Below are 16,606 nucleotides of genomic sequence, written 5' to 3' on the forward strand. Positions count from 1 at the left end.
AGAAGCTGCAACAGCTTTATGTGCGAGGTTCCGGACGGGCGTCCCCCAACTTTCGGCGGGTCTCTGGCACCGGGCTTGGCGACCGTCCGGCCGACCATCCGGTCATCGGTTTGCCCTCCCCTGGCGGCGCCCCTAGAATGCCGCGATGCATGACGATCTCTCCCTCCTCCTGAACTCCCTCAACGACGCTCAACGCCAGGCCGTGGCGGCCTCGCTGGGGCGTCAACTGGTGCTCGCCGGCGCCGGTTCCGGCAAGACCCGCGTGCTGGTGCACCGCATCGCCTGGCTGATCCAGGTGGAGCAGGCCTCGCCGCACTCGATCCTGTCGGTGACCTTCACCAACAAGGCCGCGGCCGAGATGCGCCAGCGCATCGAGCAACTGCTGGGGATCAACCCGGCGGGCATGTGGGTCGGCACCTTCCACGGCCTGGCCCACCGCCTGCTGCGCGCCCACTGGCAGGAAGCGGGCCTGGCGGAGAATTTCCAGATCCTCGACAGCGACGACCAGCAGCGCCTGGTCAAGCGGGTGATCCGCGACCTCGGTCTCGACGAGCAGCGCTGGCCGGCACGCCAGGCCCAGTGGTTCATCAACGGTCAGAAGGACGAAGGCATCCGCCCGCAGCACATCCAGGCCGGCGGCGACCTGTTCCTCGGCACCATGCTGAAGATCTACGAAGCCTACGAGGCCGCCTGCGCGCGCACCGGGGTGATCGACTTCTCCGAGCTGCTGCTGCGCGCCCTCGACCTCTGGCGCGACCGCCCTAGCCTGCTCGAGCACTACCAGCGACGCTTCCGCCATGTGCTGGTGGACGAATTCCAGGACACCAACGCCGTGCAGTACGCCTGGCTGCGCCTGCTCGCCAAGGGCGGCGAGAGCCTGATGGTGGTGGGCGACGACGACCAGTCCATCTACGGCTGGCGCGGCGCGCGGATCGAGAACATCCAGCAGTTCTCCAGCGATTTCGCCGACACCGAGGTGATCCGCCTGGAGCAGAACTACCGCTCCACCGCGGGCATCCTCAAGGCCGCCAACGCGCTGATCGCCAACAACCAGGGACGCCTCGGCAAGGAGCTCTGGACCGAAGGCGAGGACGGCGAGCCCATCGGCCTCTACGCCGCCTATAACGAGCACGACGAAGCCCGCTACGTGGTGGAAAGCATCGAGAGCGCGCTGAAGGACGGCATGGCACGCAGCGAGATCGCCATCCTCTACCGCTCCAACGCCCAGTCGCGGGTGCTGGAAGAGGCCCTGCTGCGGGAGAAGATTCCCTACCGCATCTACGGCGGCCAGCGCTTCTTCGAGCGCGCGGAGATCAAGAACGCCATGGCCTACCTGCGCCTGCTCGATGGACGTGGCAACGACGCCGCGCTGGAGCGGGTGATCAACGTGCCGCCACGCGGCATCGGCGAAAAAACCGTGGAGAGCATCCGCGAGTTCTCCCGCGTGCATCAGGTGTCCATGTGGGAAGCGATGCACCTGATGATCGCCAACAAGGCCCTGGCCGGACGCGCCTCCAGCGCCCTGGCGGCCTTCATGGAGCTGATTGAGAACCTCACCGCCAAGGTGCTGGACATGCCCCTGCACCTGATGACCCAGACCGTCATCGAGCAGAGCGGCCTGGTGGCCTACCACAAGGACGAGAAAGGCGAGAAAGGCCAGGCCCGGGTGGAAAACCTGGAGGAACTGGTCAGCGCCGCCCGCGCCTTCGAAAACGAAGAGATCGAGGAAGACCTCACCCCGCTGCAGGCCTTCCTCAGCCACGCCTCGCTGGAGGCCGGCGAAACCCAGGCCGACGCCTTCGAGGACAGCGTACAGCTGATGACCCTGCACAGCGCCAAGGGCCTGGAGTTCCCCCTGGTGTTCCTGGTGGGCATGGAAGAAGGCCTGTTCCCCCACAAGATGAGCATGGAAGACCCGACCCGCCTGGAGGAGGAACGCCGCCTGGCCTACGTCGGCGTCACCCGCGCCATGCAGCGCCTGGTGCTGACCTACGCGGAAACCCGCCGACTCTACGGCAGCGAGACCTACAACAAGGTCTCGCGCTTCGTCCGCGAGGTGCCGCCGCAACTGATCCGCGAAGTACGGCTGAACAACAGCCTCAGCCGGCCCATGGGCGCCGGCAGCCGCCACGGCTCCCTCTTCGACGGCGCCGCGGTACCGGAAACGCCCTTCTCCCTGGGCCAGCGGGTGCAGCACGCGTTGTTCGGCGAGGGCACCATCCTCAACTTCGAAGGCGCCGGCGCCCAGGCGCGGGTGCAAGTGAAGTTCGAAAGCGAAGGCAGCAAGTGGCTGATGCTGGCCTACGCCAAGCTGCAGGCGCTCTGAAGCGGGCTCCATCTTTCCCCTGATCGGAGGAGCGAATTCATTCGCGAATGAATTCGCTCCTCCAAGGGCATGCCCTCCCCTCCGCCTGTCCGATCCGGCCTTTAGTCCCACGAGCTTGGCCATACTCAGTGGCGGAGGTATTTCCATGCCCCGCTCGCCCAGCGCCCAGCAGATACTCGATTGCGCCCTGAACCTGGCCGATGCCTGTGGCTGGGAACGGCTGCACCTGTTCGAGGTCGCCCAGCAACTCGGCGTCGACCTCGACGCCATCGCCCTCCACTACAAGCAGAAGGACGACCTGGTGGAAGCCTGGTTCGACCGCGCCGACCAGGCCCTGCTGGCGCGTTGCAAGAACGGCGACCTGGCGGCGCTGGATGCGGAGAAACGCCTGGAAGAACTGCTGATGGCCTGGCTCGGCGCCCTGGCGCCGCACCGCGCGGTGACCGGGCAGATGCTCCTCTACAAGCTGGAGCCCGGGCATGTCCACCTGCAGGTACTGGGCCTCCTGCGGGTCAGCCGCACCGTGCAGTGGTGGCGCGAGGCGGCGCAACGGGAAACCCTGCACCTGTGCCGCATTGCCGAAGAAAGCCTGCTCACCGGCGCCTACCTGCGCACCTTCATCCACTGGCTGCGCCACCCCCTGGAAGACGAAGCCGACCTGCGCGCCCTGCTGCGCCGGCAACTGCGCTGCGGCCCCCTGTTTTTCCTGCTGCGCAGATGAACGGCATGGCCGGAAAGGGCCTACAGACCTATCCGACAAAATTCCGAAACACTCTGCCCCTAGCCATTGTCTGGCCGACTGTGCAGCATGGCGCGCGTGGATTCATAACCGAGAGAAGCCCCCTGATGCGCCGATTCCTCAGTATTGCCCTGGCCCTCTGCGTCGGCCTGACGCTCAGCCTGGATGTCAACGCCGCCAAGCGTATGGGCGGCGGCAAGTCCTTCGGTTCCGCGCCGACCCACCAGACCCGCCAGGCCGCACCCGCCCAGCAAACCCCCAATGCCGCAGCCCCCGCGACCGCCGGCAAGGCCGCCCCCGCCGCCAGCGGCGCCTCCCGCTGGCTCGGCCCGCTGGCCGGCATCGCCGCCGGTGGCCTGCTTGCCTCCATGTTCATGGGCGACGGCTTCGACGGCATGCAAATCTTCGATTTCCTGATCATCGGCCTGATCGCCTTCCTGATCTTCCGCTTCCTGGCCGCCCGCAAACGTGCCCAGCAGCAGGGTCAACCGGCCATGGCCGGCCACGCACCGTTCCAGCGTGAAATGCCGCAGATGCCGCAGCAGGCGCCGATCTTCGGCAGCACCGCGGCGACCGCCCAACCGGCCTTCAATGCCCCGAGCTGGTTCAACGAGCAGCGCTTCGTCGAAGCCGGCCGCGAGCACTTCATGGCCCTGCAGCAGCACTGGGACGCGGCCGAGATGGACAAGATCGCCGAGTTCGTCACCCCGCAGATGCTGAGCTTCCTGAAGGAAGAACGCGCGAGCCTGGGCGACGCCTACCAGTCCACCTACATCGACAACCTGCAGGTGCAGCTGGACGGCATCGACGAGCTGGCCGACAAGACCGTCGCCACCCTGACCTTCAACGGCGTCTCCAAGTCCTCGCGCTTCGACCAGGGCGAGGTGTTCAGCGAAAGCTGGCGCATGGAGCGCGTGAACGGCGACAACCAGCCCTGGCTGGTGGCCGGCATCCGCCAGAACTGATCGGCGCTGCACTGAAGAACCCCGGGCCTGTCCCGGGGTTTTTCATTGGCGCCGACCGCCACCCCGCCGCCAGCGGCGGCGGGCGATGGAGCGGCGAAACCAGAACGGCGGCGGTGTGGGCGGCCGCCGGGGCTCAATGGCAGAGTTCGCAGACTTCCGCATCGGGCACCAGCTTCAGGTAGTCATCCATGCGCAGATGCACCAGGCTCTCGTGGTCGCCCGCTTCCAGGTAGATGTCCCGTTGCCGGGTCAGTTGCGGGTCCACCAGCATGTTCATGCCGTAGGCTTCTCCCAGTGCGGGCACCGCACCGAGTTCACAGTCCTTGAACAGGCGCGCCAGGTCGGCTTCGTGGGTGAGTTGCCAGAGCCTCGCATCCTTGCGCACCTTGCCCACGTCCAGGTGGCGGCTGGCGGGCACGACCGCCATGAGGAAGTGCCCCTCGCGATCGTCCAGTATCACCGGTTTGGCCATACGCTCCGCCGGCACGTTGGCCACCCGCGCCGACTCCAGGCTGGTGGCCGAATGCGGATGCGGCACCAGGTCGTAGCGGGCATGGGCACGCTCCAGGCTGCTTTGCAGGGTTGCGGCCATTCGCATGATGCACCTCCCGTGGATTGCAGGGGTTGGGGCTGCCCCGGGGCAGCCGGACAAGTGCTCAAAGTTTAGTCAGCCCATTCCGGGCGGACTGAAGCAGTTGGTTCTGAGCCGGCGCCTGCAAAGCAGCCCTCGGCCTAAGCGCGACGCATGCCGATGTGCGGAATACCGTCGTCGAGGTAAACCTCGGTGACCGCCGTGAAACCATAGCGGCCGTAATAGCCCTGCAAGTGTGCCTGGGCCGAGAGATAGACCGGCATGCCCGGCCAGCGCGTGCCGGCCTCTTCCAGGGCGCGTTCCATCAGCCCGTGCCCCAGACCCCGTCCGCGCGCCCCGGCGGCGCTGACCACCCGCCCGATCACCACGTCGCCGCCCTGGGTGGTGGGGTCCAGCAGGCGCAGGTAGGCCAGCAGCCTGCCGTCCTCCCAGGCCATCACATGGCAGGTATCGGCCTCCAGGTCCTGGCCGTCGACATCCAGGTAGGCACACTGCTGCTCCACCACGAACACCTGGCAGCGCAGCGCCAGGAAGGCGTAGAGCTCCCGGGCGTCGAGTTCACGGTGGTGCTTGCAGGTCCAGGCAATGGTCATGGCGGGCTCCTCTGAAAAGGTTCGAGCTTAACGCGTCGCGAACCGACAGGTGCCCGGCTCGACAAGACCTTTTTTCTTCCAATCCCCGGCTACTGTATAAAGCGCCTCCCAATGCATGAGGGCCTGTCGCCATGGAAGAAGTCATCGAACAGCTGCGCGAACTCAACGAGCCGGTACCGGTCCCCCTGGAGCTGCCGGACGAAGAACTGCTGGTGGAGATCGAGGAGCAGTTGCTGATCAACCTGCCCTTCGAGCTGCGCGAATTCCTGCTCAAGGTCAGCGACGTGATCTATGGCCGCCTGGAGCCGGTCACCGTCACCGACCCGCAGTCCCACACCTTCCTGCCGGAGGTCGCCGCCGTCGCCTGGGACCTCGGCGTACCGCGCGACCTGGTGCCGCTGTGCCAGGACGGTCGCAACTACTACGTGGTCGACGGCGAAGGCGAGGTGCTGCTGTGGGACGGCGACGAGGCCGAACTCACCGACGAAAGCTGGGACTCGGTCTGGCACTGGGCACGGGACGTGTGGCTCGCCAACTGAGTTCCGCCCATCCGCGGCGGGAGCGAGGCCGGCTCGCTCCCGTGGAGGTCGCGATCAGCCGTTGCGGGCCTGGGCGACGTCCAGCTCCAGCAGGTTGAGGAGGAACTGGCCGAAGTAGGAAAGATCCTGTTCGATGGCCACGCGCGCGGCCTTGCCGTCGCCGGCCAGCAGCGCCTCGAAGGCGTCCTCGTGGAAGTCGTTGAGGCGCAGCGACAGGTCCGCCTCGGTGAACAGGCGGTTGAAGAAGGGGCCGACCTGCAGCCAGAGGGTTTCGATGGTGCGCAGCAGGACCGGATTGCCGCAGGCGCCGTAGAGCACCCGGTGGAAGCGGCTATTGTCACTCAGGTAGCCCTGGACATCGCGCCGCTCGATGGCGGTCTCCATGCCCTCCATGCAGCCGCGCAGAATGTCCAGTTCGGCGCTGGACAGGCGCTCCGTCGCCGCCTCGACGGCCATGCCCTCCAGCGCCATGCGCACCTGGAAGATCTGCTTGAAGCGTTCGCGGGTCATCGGCGGCACGCGCACCGAGCGCTGTGGCTCGCCCTCCAGGGCACCTTCGGCCACCAGGCGCTGCAAGGCGGCGCGCACGGGCATCGGGCTGGTGCCCCAGGCGGCGGCGAGATCGCGGATCTTCAGGCGCTCGCCGGGTTTGAACTGGCCTGCCAGCAGGCCCTCGCGTAGTCGTTGGTAAAGCTGTTCCTGCAGGTTCTCGGCCATGGGCAAATCACCGTGCAAGGGCCGGCGGCGCCGGCAACTGGTTCAGGGTCAGACTGCAGTTACGCATGGTTCTGGTCGCCTTCTGTCATGGAGTGGATAAGCGTGCCACGGGAAAATCCGCGTCAGCGGAGGTGTTCCATCTGGAATCTGGTTCGATCCTGTGATCACAAATTGGATTCTATGTTAATTTTCAGCGCCATTCTCTGCAAGCCTTGACAGAATTGTGATCACAAAACACGATGTGCAGAAATTTGAACGAGGTGTTCAGCATGACTGCCAGTGGCATCCAGCAAGCCGCCGTGGAAACCTTTGCCGCCCGCGAGCGCGAGCGCTTCCTGCAGCGCAACCCGAAATCCGTCGCCCTCGCCGAACGTGCGCGCAAGTCCCTTTACGCCGGCGTGCCGATGCACTGGATGGCCGACTGGTCCACGCCCTGTCCGCTGTTCGTCGAGCGTGCCAAGGGTGCCCGCTTCTATGACGTGGACGGCCACGAATACATCGATTTCTGCCTGGGCGATACCGGCACCATGTTCGGCCATTCGCCGGACCCTGTCGCCAGGGCCATCGCCGAGCAGGCCAACAACGGCCTGACCACCATGCTGCCGGGCGAGGACGCAGTGGTCTGCGGCGAACTGCTGGCCCAGCGCTTCGGCCTGCCCTTCTGGCAGGTGACCGCCACCGCCACCGACTCCAACCGCTACGTGCTGCGCTGGGCGCGCGCCGTCACCGGGCGCAAGACCCTGCTGGTGTTCGACGGCTGCTACCACGGCACCGTGGACGACGTGATGGTGCGCTACCGCGACGGCCAGACCGTGCCCCGCTCCGGCCTGGTGGGCCAGGCCTACGACCTGACCCAGTACAGCCGCTCCATTCCCTTCAACGACGTCGAGGCGCTGGAAGCCGCGCTGGCCCAGGGTGACGTCTGCGCCCTGCTCTGCGAACCGGCCATGACCAACATCGGCATGGTCCTGCCCGATCCGGGTTTCATGCAGAAGTGCCGCGAACTGACCCGCCAGTACGGCAGCCTGCTGATCATCGACGAGACCCACACCATCTCCACCGACATCGGCGGCTGCACCCGGCTGTGGAACCTCGACCCGGACTTCTTCGTGGTCGGCAAACCCATCGCTGGCGGCGTGCCCTGCGGCATCTTCGGCTGCAGCGCGGAGATGGCCGAGCGCATGCTCGCCTCGCGCCAGAAGGCCCAGGAAGACAGCCATGGTCACGGCCACAGCGGCATGGGCACCACCCTCTCGGCCAACGCCCTGGCCATGCACTGCATGCGCGCCAACCTCGAACAGGTGATGACCCAGGCGGCCTACGACCACATGCTGCCCCTGGCCAAGCGCCTGGCCGATGGTTTCCGCGGCCTGATCGCCAAGCACGGCCTGCAGTGGTCGGTGACCGAACTGGGCGCACGCAGCGAGTTCCAGTTCTGCGCAGTATCGCCGCGTAGCGGTGCCGAGGCCGAAGCGGCCTTCCACGACGAACTGCAAATGGCCCTGCACCTTTACCTGATCAACCGCGGCATCCTGATCACCCCCTTCCACAACATGACCCTGTGCTGCCCGGATACCCGCGCGGCGGACGTGGACAAGCTGATCGCCACCCTGGACGAGGGCATCACCGAGCTGCTGGCCATCCCCGGCGCGCGGCTCTGATCCAGGCCCCTCCCATTTAGGCCCTTCCGCCGAGACATGACCATGCAATTCGCCGATCCCCAGGAAGCCCGCGACTTCCTCGAACGCCACCCCGAAGTCCGCAGCATCGAGCTGATGCTGATCGACGCCAACGGCATCCCACGCGGTAAGCTGCTGCACCGCGACGAGCTGCTACCGATTTTCGAGAACGGCCGCCCGCTGCCCAGCTCCATCCTCTCCCTGACCATCCAGGGCGAAGACGTGGAAGCCAGCGGCCTGGTCTGGGAAGTGGCCGACGCCGACTGCTGGACCTACCCGGTGCCCGGCTCGCTGAGCCTGCAACCCTGGCGCGCCACCCCCACCGGCCAGGTGCAGGTGAGCATGCACCCGACCCAGGGCCTGCCGGCCACCCCCGGCGACCCGCGCCACGTGCTCGCGGGCGCCATCGACCGCCTCAAAGCCGACGGTTACCACCCGGTGATGGCCGTGGAGCTGGAGTTCTACCTGCTGGACAAAAAGCGCGACGCCAACGGCCGACCACAGCCCGCCCTGCAGATGAACGGCGTGCGCCCTCAGGCGCCGCAGGTCTACGGCGTCTACGAACTGGAGCAGTTGCAGCCCTTCCTCGACGACCTCTACGCCGCCTGCGAAGCCCAGGGCCTGCCGGTGCGCACCGCCATCTCCGAGTACGCCCCCGGCCAGCTGGAGCTGACCCTGGAGCACCGCTTCGACGCTCTCCAGGCGGTGGACGAGGGCATCCGCTACAAGCGCCTGGTCAAGGGCGTGGCCAATAAGCATGGCCTCATCGCCTGCTTCATGGCCAAACCCTTCGGCGATCTGGCCGGCAGCGGCCTGCACCTGCACGTGAGCCTGGCCGACGAGCAGGGCAACAACCTGATGGCCAGCGATGATCCGCACGGCACGCCGCTGCTGCGCCATGCCATCGGCGGCATGATGGCCACCCTGAACGACGCGCTGGCGATCTTCTGCCCCAACGCCAACTCCTACCGCCGCTTCCAGACCAACAGCTACGCGCCGCTGGCCAAGAGCTGGGGCGTGAACAACCGCACCGTGTCCTTCCGCGTACCCGGCGGACCGGCGAAGAGCCGCCACGTGGAACACCGCATCTGCGGCGCCGATGCCAACCCCTACCTGGCCGCCGCGGCGATCATCGCCGGCATCCACAAAGGCCTCCGCGAACAGATCGATCCGGGCGCACCCATCATCGGCAACGGCTACGAGCAGGCCCGCGAAACCCTGCCCACCGACTGGTTGACCGCCCTGCGCAACCTGGAACAGTCGACCTGGGCGCGAGAGGCCCTGGGCGAGGACTTCCTGAAAATCTTCCTGGCGATCAAATGGGAGGAGTTCCGTCAGTTCGTCAGCGAAGTGGGCGAGCAGGATTGGCGCTGGTACCTGACCCACGCCTGATGGCGGAAGGGCCGCCGGCCACAGTGCCAGGCCGGGAGCTGAAGAACCCTGCCGCGCCTGCTAGGCTCTGTGACATCCCCACCCCTTCCAGGCCCGTCCGATGAAGGCTGCGATACTCGCGCTGCTGTTCCTGGTCCTCGGCGTCTGCCAGGCGGAGCCATTGCGCGTCGGCCTGGAAAGCCAGGATTACCTGCCCTATTACCGCGCCCTGCCCGGCAAGCCCGCCGAGGGCTATGCCATCGCCCTGCTGCAACGCTTCGCCGTCAGCCAGGGCATGGCGCTGGAGCTGGAGGCCCTGCCGATCAACCGCCTGCACCGCAGCCTGCAGACCACCGACCGGCTGGTGATGGTGTTCCCCGACAACCCCGCCTGGTCGCGCCAGCTCAAGGGCGACACGCGCCTGCACTACAGCCGCCCGGTGATCCGCATCATCGATGGCAGCCTGGTGCTGCGCGAACACCTCGGCCGTGGCGCCGACGCGGTGCGCCGCCTCGGCACCGTGCGCGGCTTCACCCCCGAGGCGTGGCAGGAACGGCTGCAGCGCGGCCAGGTACACCTGGTGGAGGCCAGCGACATCGGCAGCCTGGTACGGATGCTGCTGCGCCTGCGCATCGATGCCATCTACGCCAATCCGGAAGTGCTGCGTCACTACCTGGAAACCAGCACCGACCTGGGCGGCGACCGCCTGCTGCTGGACCCGGAATTACCGCTGGCGCGAACCGCCTTCCACGCCAGCAGCCTGCTACACCCGGAAGTCCTCGATGCGTTCGACCGCTTCCTGACCGAGCAGCGCGAGGCGCTGGCGCAGCTGCGCCGCCAGCACGGCCTGGCCTGCGGCCCCAGTGACCTGGTGGAAGAGCGCCCGGCCTGCCAGGAGCCCGCCGAAGCGCCCTGAGCCCGCCCGCCGCTGTTTCGGCACCGCCGGCTGTAGCGCCCCGGCGCCCACCTGCGTCTATCCCAGACACCCCCATCGCGAAGAGGCCAGCATGGAACCCGGAACCGCACAACTGTCGATGACCGTCCTAATGACCCCGGACATGGCCAACTTCTCCGGCAACGTCCACGGCGGCACCCTGCTCAAGTACCTCGATGAAGTCGCCTATGCCTGTGCCAGCCGCTACGCAGGCCGCTACGTGGTGACCCTTTCGGTGGATCAGGTGATCTTCCGCGAGCCGATCCACGTCGGCGAACTGGTCACCTTCCTCGCCTCGGTGAACTACACCGGCAACACCTCCATGGAAGTGGGCATCAAGGTGGTCACCGAGAACATCCGCGAGCGCTCGGTGCGCCATACCAACAGCTGCTTCTTCACCATGGTCGCCCTGGACGACGAGCGCCGCCCCGCGCACGTGCCGCCGCTGCAACCGGAAACCGCCGACGAGAAACGCCGCTTCGCCCAGGCCCAGCAACGCCGGCAGATCCGCCAGGAATTGGAGAAGCGCTACCAGGAAATGCGCGAGGGCGCCTGAGCCCTCGTTTGCACACTGTTCCCCAGAGTCAGTGGAAGCTCCTGTGGATAAGGTGTAGACCGACCTTGCAGCCCCGCACGCCGCGGGGCTTCCCGTAGGCTGGTGATTTTCTGAGCGTTTTCAATCACTTGGCTTACGCATTGCGCACAGATACTGTGCAGCAGCTTGTGGATAAACTGTTCGAATAGCGCCAAGGCCGGCGCCGGCCGGGGCTTTCGCGGGTCTGTTCAACTTCTGACCAGCCTTCTGCCTCCCACCGCGCCGCCATTCCGCACGTCCAACGGTAACGCCCGTTACAGAGCCTTTTCCCCCATTTCCCGTGGATGGCCCTGTGAATAAGTTGTCCATGGATGCGTGAAACGCAGACAGGCCGCAGGTTTCCACCGCTCGTACATTTTTCGAGCAAAATCATAGGGATAACTTCCATTTTTCGCACAGTATCTGTGAGGACATCTGTGGATAGCTTGTGCGGACAACGCGCCAGGCCAGGGCTGGCGCGGCCGGCAGAAGATTGATCAGTTTATCGCCACTCCCTGCTGCTGACCGGTAGCTGTGCATAACAGCGCGCCCCTGTCTGCGCGCGGGCGCGACCCCACCCCCGAAAGAAAGTCCGGCCGGGGATCGTGGGACTCGCGCCGCCCCTGCCATCGGCAGCGGAACACCTCGCTCTTGGTGACTCATGCACAGCCCGGCAAGGCTTTTGCCCAAATCCCGTGGATGTCCCTGTGGATAAGCTGTAGTTCGAGCGCCAGGCGGCAGGCACACCGCGGACTTCCGGCTTTTGCTTATTTTTCGTTCTTATTCAATCGCTTAGATCACATTATCGGTGCAAGCATCTGTGCATAAGCTGTTGGGCCATGGCTGAAGTCCAGGCAACACGCGGACTCCGCCGTACTGACTACTCCTTGACCAATCTGCCGGTCCCCAGGGCGAGCCTAGCCAGGACCAGCCACCTCCAGCGCCGATACCCACAACCCCGGTGGACGAAATCCGCACTTGTGCCCAATTTGCGTGGATGGCGCTGTGCATAAGTTGTCCATGAATGGCCGTAACCCGCGCCCTGCACGGCTTCCCAAAAAATGGATATTTTTCGAGCAATATCAACGGGTTATATAGCCGGATGCACACAGAATCTGTGCAGCCGGCTGTGGACAGCTTGTGCATGCCACGCTACACCCCAGGCACCACGAGGCCTCCACGATGTTGGTCAACAAATGAACAGGCGCGTGAAAGCCGGTTACCTGCCGCAGCAACTGCAGACCGACATGCCGCCCGGCTCGGTGGGCTTCCAGTTGCCGTTCCAGCCACCCTTGTCGCTGCACACTTGCGGACAGGCCTGCGCGGCCTGACGGCGTGTGCGCCTTGGGATGGCGTCCAGCTAGAAGAGGGGGCACGGCCCGGCAAACCACGCCGCCGAGCGATGGTTGTGGATAACCGTTGGGGAACCGCGCGGAGCCAGGACGGCCCCGCGCAGCGGCATCAGTGCTGGTGTACGGCTGCGCCGGAGGGCGCCGCCTTCTGCACCTGGATTTCCACTTCCAGATCACCCGCCTTCTGGAAGTGCAGGGTCATGGGGAACCTGTCGCCATCGTTGAGCGGCTGCTTCAGGCCGAACATCATCAGGTGGTAGCCGCCCTGCTCCAGGCGCGCTTCGCCGCCGGCGGGAATCTCCAGGCCGCCCGGCATCTGCTGCATCTTCATCAGGCCATCCTTGTGCAGGTGCTCGTGGATCTCGGTCTTGCCGGCACGGGCGGTGTCGGCGCCGAGCAGTTTGTCGGCCTCTCCGCCCTTGTTGTGGATAACCAGGTAAGCGGCGCCGTTAGGCGATACCGCGGGCACGGCCATGGCCCAGGGGTGCTCGATGTGCAGCGGACCCAGGTCGTAGTCGTGGGCGGCCAGCGTGCCGGAAAAACTCATCAGGGCCCCCAGGGCCAGCAATGTCTTGCGCATGTTGGAACTCCATTCGTTCGTTTGAGTGGCGCCCACCCCCGGCAGACGCCACGTGCTGTCCATCGCGGACGCGGCGAAGGCGCCGCGCCTGCATCCCCCGGCCTAGCCGGCCACCACTTTGCCGCCACCGATGCGCGACAGCACCAGCCAGTCCAACGCCCAGATGGCCAGCAGGGACAAGCCGACCAACGGGAAGGCGATGCCGAGGCCGATCATGATTACCACCGCGGTTTTCCACAACGGCAGGTCATGGCGCAGCGGCGGCACGCCGAAGCGTCCCTGTGGACGGCGCTTCCACCACATCACCAGGCCGCTCACCGAACTGAGCAGGATCAGCAGGCAGACGCCAAGCATCAGCAGTTGGTTGGCCAGGCCGAAGAGCTTGCCCTCGTGCAGCACGACGCCCATTTCCACGCTCTTGGCTACCACCCCGTAGTCCTGCCAGCGGATATCGGCCAGCACCTTGCCGCTGTACTGGTCCAGGTGCAGGGTGGCGTCGTTGCGCGGGTCGTCGGCGAACACGGCGATGCTGTAGACCCCCGAGGCACCGGCCGGCAGGGTAATGCTGTAGCCCGGCACCACGCCACGTTCGTCGGCGGTGTCCACCACCCGGTGCAGGCTCACCTGGCCGGGGGCTTCGGTCATGCCGGCCGCACTCTGGCCCTTGTGCGCGGCATGGGGGTCGGAGGCCGGCAGCGGGGTGTTTTCCACCGCCCAGGCCACGGTCTGGTCTTCGGCGGTATTCAGGCTGCGGGCCTGCTGGTCGGACGTGGGCACTTCGTTCCACATCGCCGCCGGGAAGCGGTTCCAGACATCGGCGAATTTCTCGCCCCAGAACCCCGTCCAGGTCATCCCGGTGAGCAGCATGAACAGCAGCAGCAGCGAGCCCCAGAACCCGGTCACTGCATGCAGGTCGCGCCAGAACAGCCGCCCGCGACTGGCCAGGCGCGGCCAGAGCACGCCGCGTATGCCTTGCCCGCGCGGCCACCAGAGGTAGAGCCCGGACACCACCAGGACGATGGCCCAGCCGGCAGCCAACTCGATCAGCCGGTCGCCCAGGGTGCCCACCAGCAGGGTCCCGTGCAGAGAGCGGGCGACTGCCTGCAGGTTGTTCTGCGCGTCCTGGGTGCCCAGCACCCGTCCGCTGTAGGGGTCGAGGAACAGATTGGTCTTGCGCCCATCGAGGACGGCCACGAACTGAGCGCTGTGCTCGGCGTCCACCGGTGGCAGGTACTGGCTGACCGCCGCCTGTGGATAAGCCTGGCGGAGTTTGTCCAGTTGCTGGTCGGCGCTGAGCGCCTGGCCGCTCGGGTGGACCCGCATCAGGTCGCCATAGAGCAGGGTGTCCAGTTGCGGTTTGAACAGGTAGATGCCGCCGGTGACCGCCAGCATGATCATGAAGGGGATGACGAACAGCCCGGCATAGAAATGCCAGCGCCACGCCAGGTTGTAGAAGGAGACAGTGTTCTTCGACATTGTCGTGCTCCCTGATGAACCGGTGATCCGCACGCGCATGCGGCGAGCCAGCCGGCCCGGTGCGCAATGCGGGAAAGGGGGGTTGCGTGGATCAGGCGAACGCGACGGGGGGAGCGCGGGTCAGGGCGCCGGGGAAGACCGCCCGGGCGCCATGGCCGGCCTGGGTGGCCACAGGCGGCGGCGGACTGGCGAGGTCGCTCGGGAGCAACCCGTGCAGCGCGGTGGAGCCGAGGGCCGGCGAGTTGAACAGGAGGGTACAGTAGCCGCACTTGGCCCAGGCCATCTCGTGGCTGGGCATGGACGGCGCATCGCCGTTCGCGCGCGGGTCGGCGGCGCAGGCCAGCTCGCCCATCCAGGCCGGCACCCCACCCGGTGCCAGGTCGCGTGCCTGGGACACCAGCGGACCGACGAACAGCAGCAGCATGGCCAGAAGGCCAAGCCAGGCGCCGCGCTGTCGTGCTCTGCCGTCGCTCACAGGGAAGGCTCCATGCCGGTGGGTTGGGGGGCGCCTATGCTAGCCAAGCGCTTTCTCGGGTTGAAGACTAGGCGCTGGGGCAGAAGGCCGCAGGCCGGACGCACGGGAAATCCAACCGTTCGGCCGCGAGGCCGCGCCGACGCGCCAGGAAGGCCGTCGACGAAAACGCCGCGCCGGCTGGCAGCGGCGAAATCACCTCGCTCCCGCCCACTGAAAACCTCCGCGGATGGTTTAAGCTTGGGCCTAAGATTCCGGAGTGATCATGCTGAGCCTGGCCGACGTTTTCCTGCTGATGTTGTTCGCCGCTGGCGCAGCCTGGCTGTGGCGCGGCCATGGCGTGCGCGAGCGCGCCCTGGTGCTGGCCAAGCAGCACTGCGCGCGCCTCGATGTAGAACTGCTGGATGGCAACGTCGCGTTCCGCCGCCTGGCGGTGGTGCGTGACGGCAAGGGCCACCGCCGCCTGGCGCGCCTCTACGACTTCGAGTTTACCGTCACCGGCGAGCAACGCCTGACGGGGAGCATCCAGATGTTCGGCAACCACCTCGGGCGCATCGAGATCGAAGCCCACCCGTTCCTCGCCGATTCCCACCAGGACGACAAGGTTATCCACATGAGTGCATGGCGGCGCAGCCACCCCAAGCCGGACGAACAGCGCCGCGTGGACTGAACCGCCTCGCTCAGCCCTCATCCTCGCTCAGGCGTTCCAACCTGTGGATAAGCGGTTTCCACGTCCCGCACCGGTCCGGGCCATCGGCCGCCGCGTTATGACGGCGATCGTTCATGGCGCGCGGAGCAGGAACTCGGCGGTGCGCTGGGCGCTGGCCTGTGGATATTCCTGCATGAAGCAATGGCCGCCCTCCACCACCTGGGCGCTGGCATGGCCGTTGAGGGCGGTCAGGCGCGCCACCGCCTTAGCCACGAAGGGGTAGCTGTGCTGGCCGTGGAGGATCAGCGTCGGCGTGACGATGCGCCCCAGGGACGGCCACAAGCGTTTCGGGAAGGAACTGAAGACTTCCGCTTCGCGACTCGGCCTGCACTTCAGTTCGACACCGTTATCCACAGCCTTGATGGCGTGATCCACATAGCCCTGCAGGGCGTCCTCGGTCCAGCCCTTGAAGATGCCGCGCCCGTGCAGGGCGTTCCACGCCGCCTGGCGGTCGGCCCAATGGCTGCGCCGGGCCCGTGCGCGGCTGGCCATGGTGGTCCGGCGATGCAGGCCGAGCACCTCGGAAAAGGCCATCACGCCAATCATCGCCGGGGTGAAGATCACCGGGTCGAGCAGCACCGCGCGACGGAACAGGTCCGGATGGCGCGCCAGGATCAGGCTGCTCAGTACGCCGCCGAAACTATGTCCCACCGCCATCCGCGGCACCTCGCCGAAGAGACCGCGCCCGGCTTCGAAGGCCTCCACCGCCAGCTCGGCATTGCGGTTCCAGCCAAGGAAGCGGCCGCCATGGTCGCTGTCGCCGTGGCCCTGGATATCACAGAGCCAGAGGTCGAAATGCTCGGCCAGAGCCTGCAGCAGCGGCGTATAGGTGCGGCCGCAGAAACCGTTGCCGTGGAGGAAATGCAGGAGCGGTTTGCCGGATGCCGGGGTGTGCCAGCCGCGCAAGGTGAATCCGGCGGAAGTCGAATGGGACCAGGGGAGCAATTGCATCGAACGTGCCTCGAATTGTCTGCGCGCAGTGTATCCG

At 66.4% G+C, this 16,606-nt stretch carries 17 protein-coding genes; 9 read left to right on the forward strand and 8 right to left on the reverse strand.

The window, feature by feature from the left end; genetic code table 11:
• The first annotated feature begins 145 nt into the window (after positions 1–145).
• The 3 genes from uvrD (at position 146) to PJW05_RS26370 (ending at position 4,030) form a co-directional block, all read left to right on the forward strand.
• On the forward strand, positions 146–2,326 hold the full coding sequence (gene uvrD / locus PJW05_RS26360) for a DNA helicase II (RefSeq protein ID WP_271409862.1): 2,181 nt from the start codon (positions 146–148) through the stop codon (positions 2,324–2,326).
• A gap of 145 nt (positions 2,327–2,471) precedes the next feature.
• Complete coding sequence (locus PJW05_RS26365; RefSeq protein WP_271409863.1) at positions 2,472–3,047, forward strand: TetR/AcrR family transcriptional regulator; 576 nt, start codon at positions 2,472–2,474, stop codon at positions 3,045–3,047.
• Between the two features lie 125 nt (positions 3,048–3,172).
• Entirely contained in the window at positions 3,173–4,030 is an 858-nt protein-coding gene (locus PJW05_RS26370; RefSeq protein WP_271409864.1) for a Tim44 domain-containing protein, read from the forward strand.
• Positions 4,031–4,163: 133 nt separating this feature from the next.
• Here PJW05_RS26370 and PJW05_RS26375 read toward each other — a convergent pair whose 3' ends face one another.
• Both PJW05_RS26375 and PJW05_RS26380 read right to left on the reverse strand, forming a co-directional pair.
• Positions 4,164–4,628, reverse strand: coding sequence for an aminoacyl-tRNA deacylase (locus tag PJW05_RS26375; protein WP_271409865.1), 465 nt, complete (start codon positions 4,626–4,628; stop codon positions 4,164–4,166).
• 134 nt (positions 4,629–4,762) lie between these two features.
• Positions 4,763–5,215, reverse strand: coding sequence for a GNAT family N-acetyltransferase (locus PJW05_RS26380; protein ID WP_271409866.1), 453 nt, complete (start codon positions 5,213–5,215; stop codon positions 4,763–4,765).
• Positions 5,216–5,346: 131 nt separating this feature from the next.
• On the opposite strand from PJW05_RS26380, the gene PJW05_RS26385 reads away from it, so the two are divergent.
• Positions 5,347–5,754, forward strand: a complete 408-nt coding sequence (locus PJW05_RS26385) for an SMI1/KNR4 family protein (protein ID WP_271409867.1) — start codon at positions 5,347–5,349, stop codon at positions 5,752–5,754.
• Positions 5,755–5,808: 54 nt separating this feature from the next.
• On the opposite strand, the gene PJW05_RS26390 is transcribed toward PJW05_RS26385, so the two are convergent.
• A complete protein-coding gene (locus tag PJW05_RS26390; protein WP_271409868.1) occupies positions 5,809–6,471 on the reverse strand; it encodes a GntR family transcriptional regulator in 663 nt (220 codons plus the stop codon).
• 269 nt (positions 6,472–6,740) lie between these two features.
• On the opposite strand from PJW05_RS26390, the gene PJW05_RS26395 reads away from it, so the two are divergent.
• The 4 genes from PJW05_RS26395 to PJW05_RS26410 all read left to right on the forward strand — a co-directional run bounded on the left by PJW05_RS26395 (position 6,741) and on the right by PJW05_RS26410 (position 11,011).
• Complete coding sequence (locus PJW05_RS26395; protein ID WP_271409869.1) at positions 6,741–8,132, forward strand: aspartate aminotransferase family protein; 1,392 nt, start codon at positions 6,741–6,743, stop codon at positions 8,130–8,132.
• Positions 8,133–8,174: 42 nt separating this feature from the next.
• Positions 8,175–9,542, forward strand: a complete 1,368-nt coding sequence (locus PJW05_RS26400) for a glutamine synthetase family protein (RefSeq protein ID WP_271409870.1) — start codon at positions 8,175–8,177, stop codon at positions 9,540–9,542.
• A gap of 100 nt (positions 9,543–9,642) precedes the next feature.
• Entirely contained in the window at positions 9,643–10,437 is a 795-nt protein-coding gene (locus PJW05_RS26405) for a substrate-binding periplasmic protein (protein WP_271409871.1), read from the forward strand.
• A gap of 91 nt (positions 10,438–10,528) precedes the next feature.
• Positions 10,529–11,011, forward strand: coding sequence for an acyl-CoA thioesterase (locus tag PJW05_RS26410; protein ID WP_271409872.1), 483 nt, complete (start codon positions 10,529–10,531; stop codon positions 11,009–11,011).
• Between the two features lie 1,237 nt (positions 11,012–12,248).
• Here the strand turns inward: PJW05_RS26410 and PJW05_RS26960 are convergent.
• The 4 genes from PJW05_RS26960 to PJW05_RS26430 all read right to left on the reverse strand — a co-directional run bounded on the left by PJW05_RS26960 (position 12,249) and on the right by PJW05_RS26430 (position 14,912).
• Positions 12,249–12,335: a mannan-binding protein gene (locus tag PJW05_RS26960; protein WP_442969278.1), complete on the reverse strand. Its 87-nt coding sequence runs from the start codon at positions 12,333–12,335 to the stop codon at positions 12,249–12,251.
• Positions 12,336–12,490: 155 nt separating this feature from the next.
• Positions 12,491–12,961 carry a copper chaperone PCu(A)C gene (locus PJW05_RS26420; RefSeq protein ID WP_271409874.1) on the reverse strand — a complete coding sequence of 157 codons (471 nt, stop codon included), beginning with the start codon at positions 12,959–12,961 and terminating at the stop codon, positions 12,491–12,493.
• A 102-nt stretch (positions 12,962–13,063) separates the two neighbouring features.
• Positions 13,064–14,437 (reverse strand): PepSY-associated TM helix domain-containing protein, encoded by a 1,374-nt coding sequence (locus PJW05_RS26425; RefSeq protein ID WP_271409875.1) that lies wholly within the window; start codon positions 14,435–14,437, stop codon positions 13,064–13,066.
• Between the two features lie 91 nt (positions 14,438–14,528).
• Positions 14,529–14,912 carry a DUF2946 domain-containing protein gene (locus tag PJW05_RS26430; protein WP_271409876.1) on the reverse strand — a complete coding sequence of 128 codons (384 nt, stop codon included), beginning with the start codon at positions 14,910–14,912 and terminating at the stop codon, positions 14,529–14,531.
• Positions 14,913–15,174: 262 nt separating this feature from the next.
• On the opposite strand from PJW05_RS26430, the gene PJW05_RS26435 reads away from it, so the two are divergent.
• Positions 15,175–15,579, forward strand: coding sequence for a DUF3301 domain-containing protein (locus tag PJW05_RS26435; protein ID WP_271409877.1), 405 nt, complete (start codon positions 15,175–15,177; stop codon positions 15,577–15,579).
• A gap of 111 nt (positions 15,580–15,690) precedes the next feature.
• Here PJW05_RS26435 and PJW05_RS26440 read toward each other — a convergent pair whose 3' ends face one another.
• On the reverse strand, positions 15,691–16,569 hold the full coding sequence (locus tag PJW05_RS26440) for an alpha/beta fold hydrolase (RefSeq protein ID WP_271409878.1): 879 nt from the start codon (positions 16,567–16,569) through the stop codon (positions 15,691–15,693).
• Positions 16,570–16,606: the final 37 nt, after the last annotated feature.

It is taken from the genome of Pseudomonas sp. Q1-7 (assembly GCF_028010285.1).
Classification (GTDB): domain Bacteria; phylum Pseudomonadota; class Gammaproteobacteria; order Pseudomonadales; family Pseudomonadaceae; genus Metapseudomonas.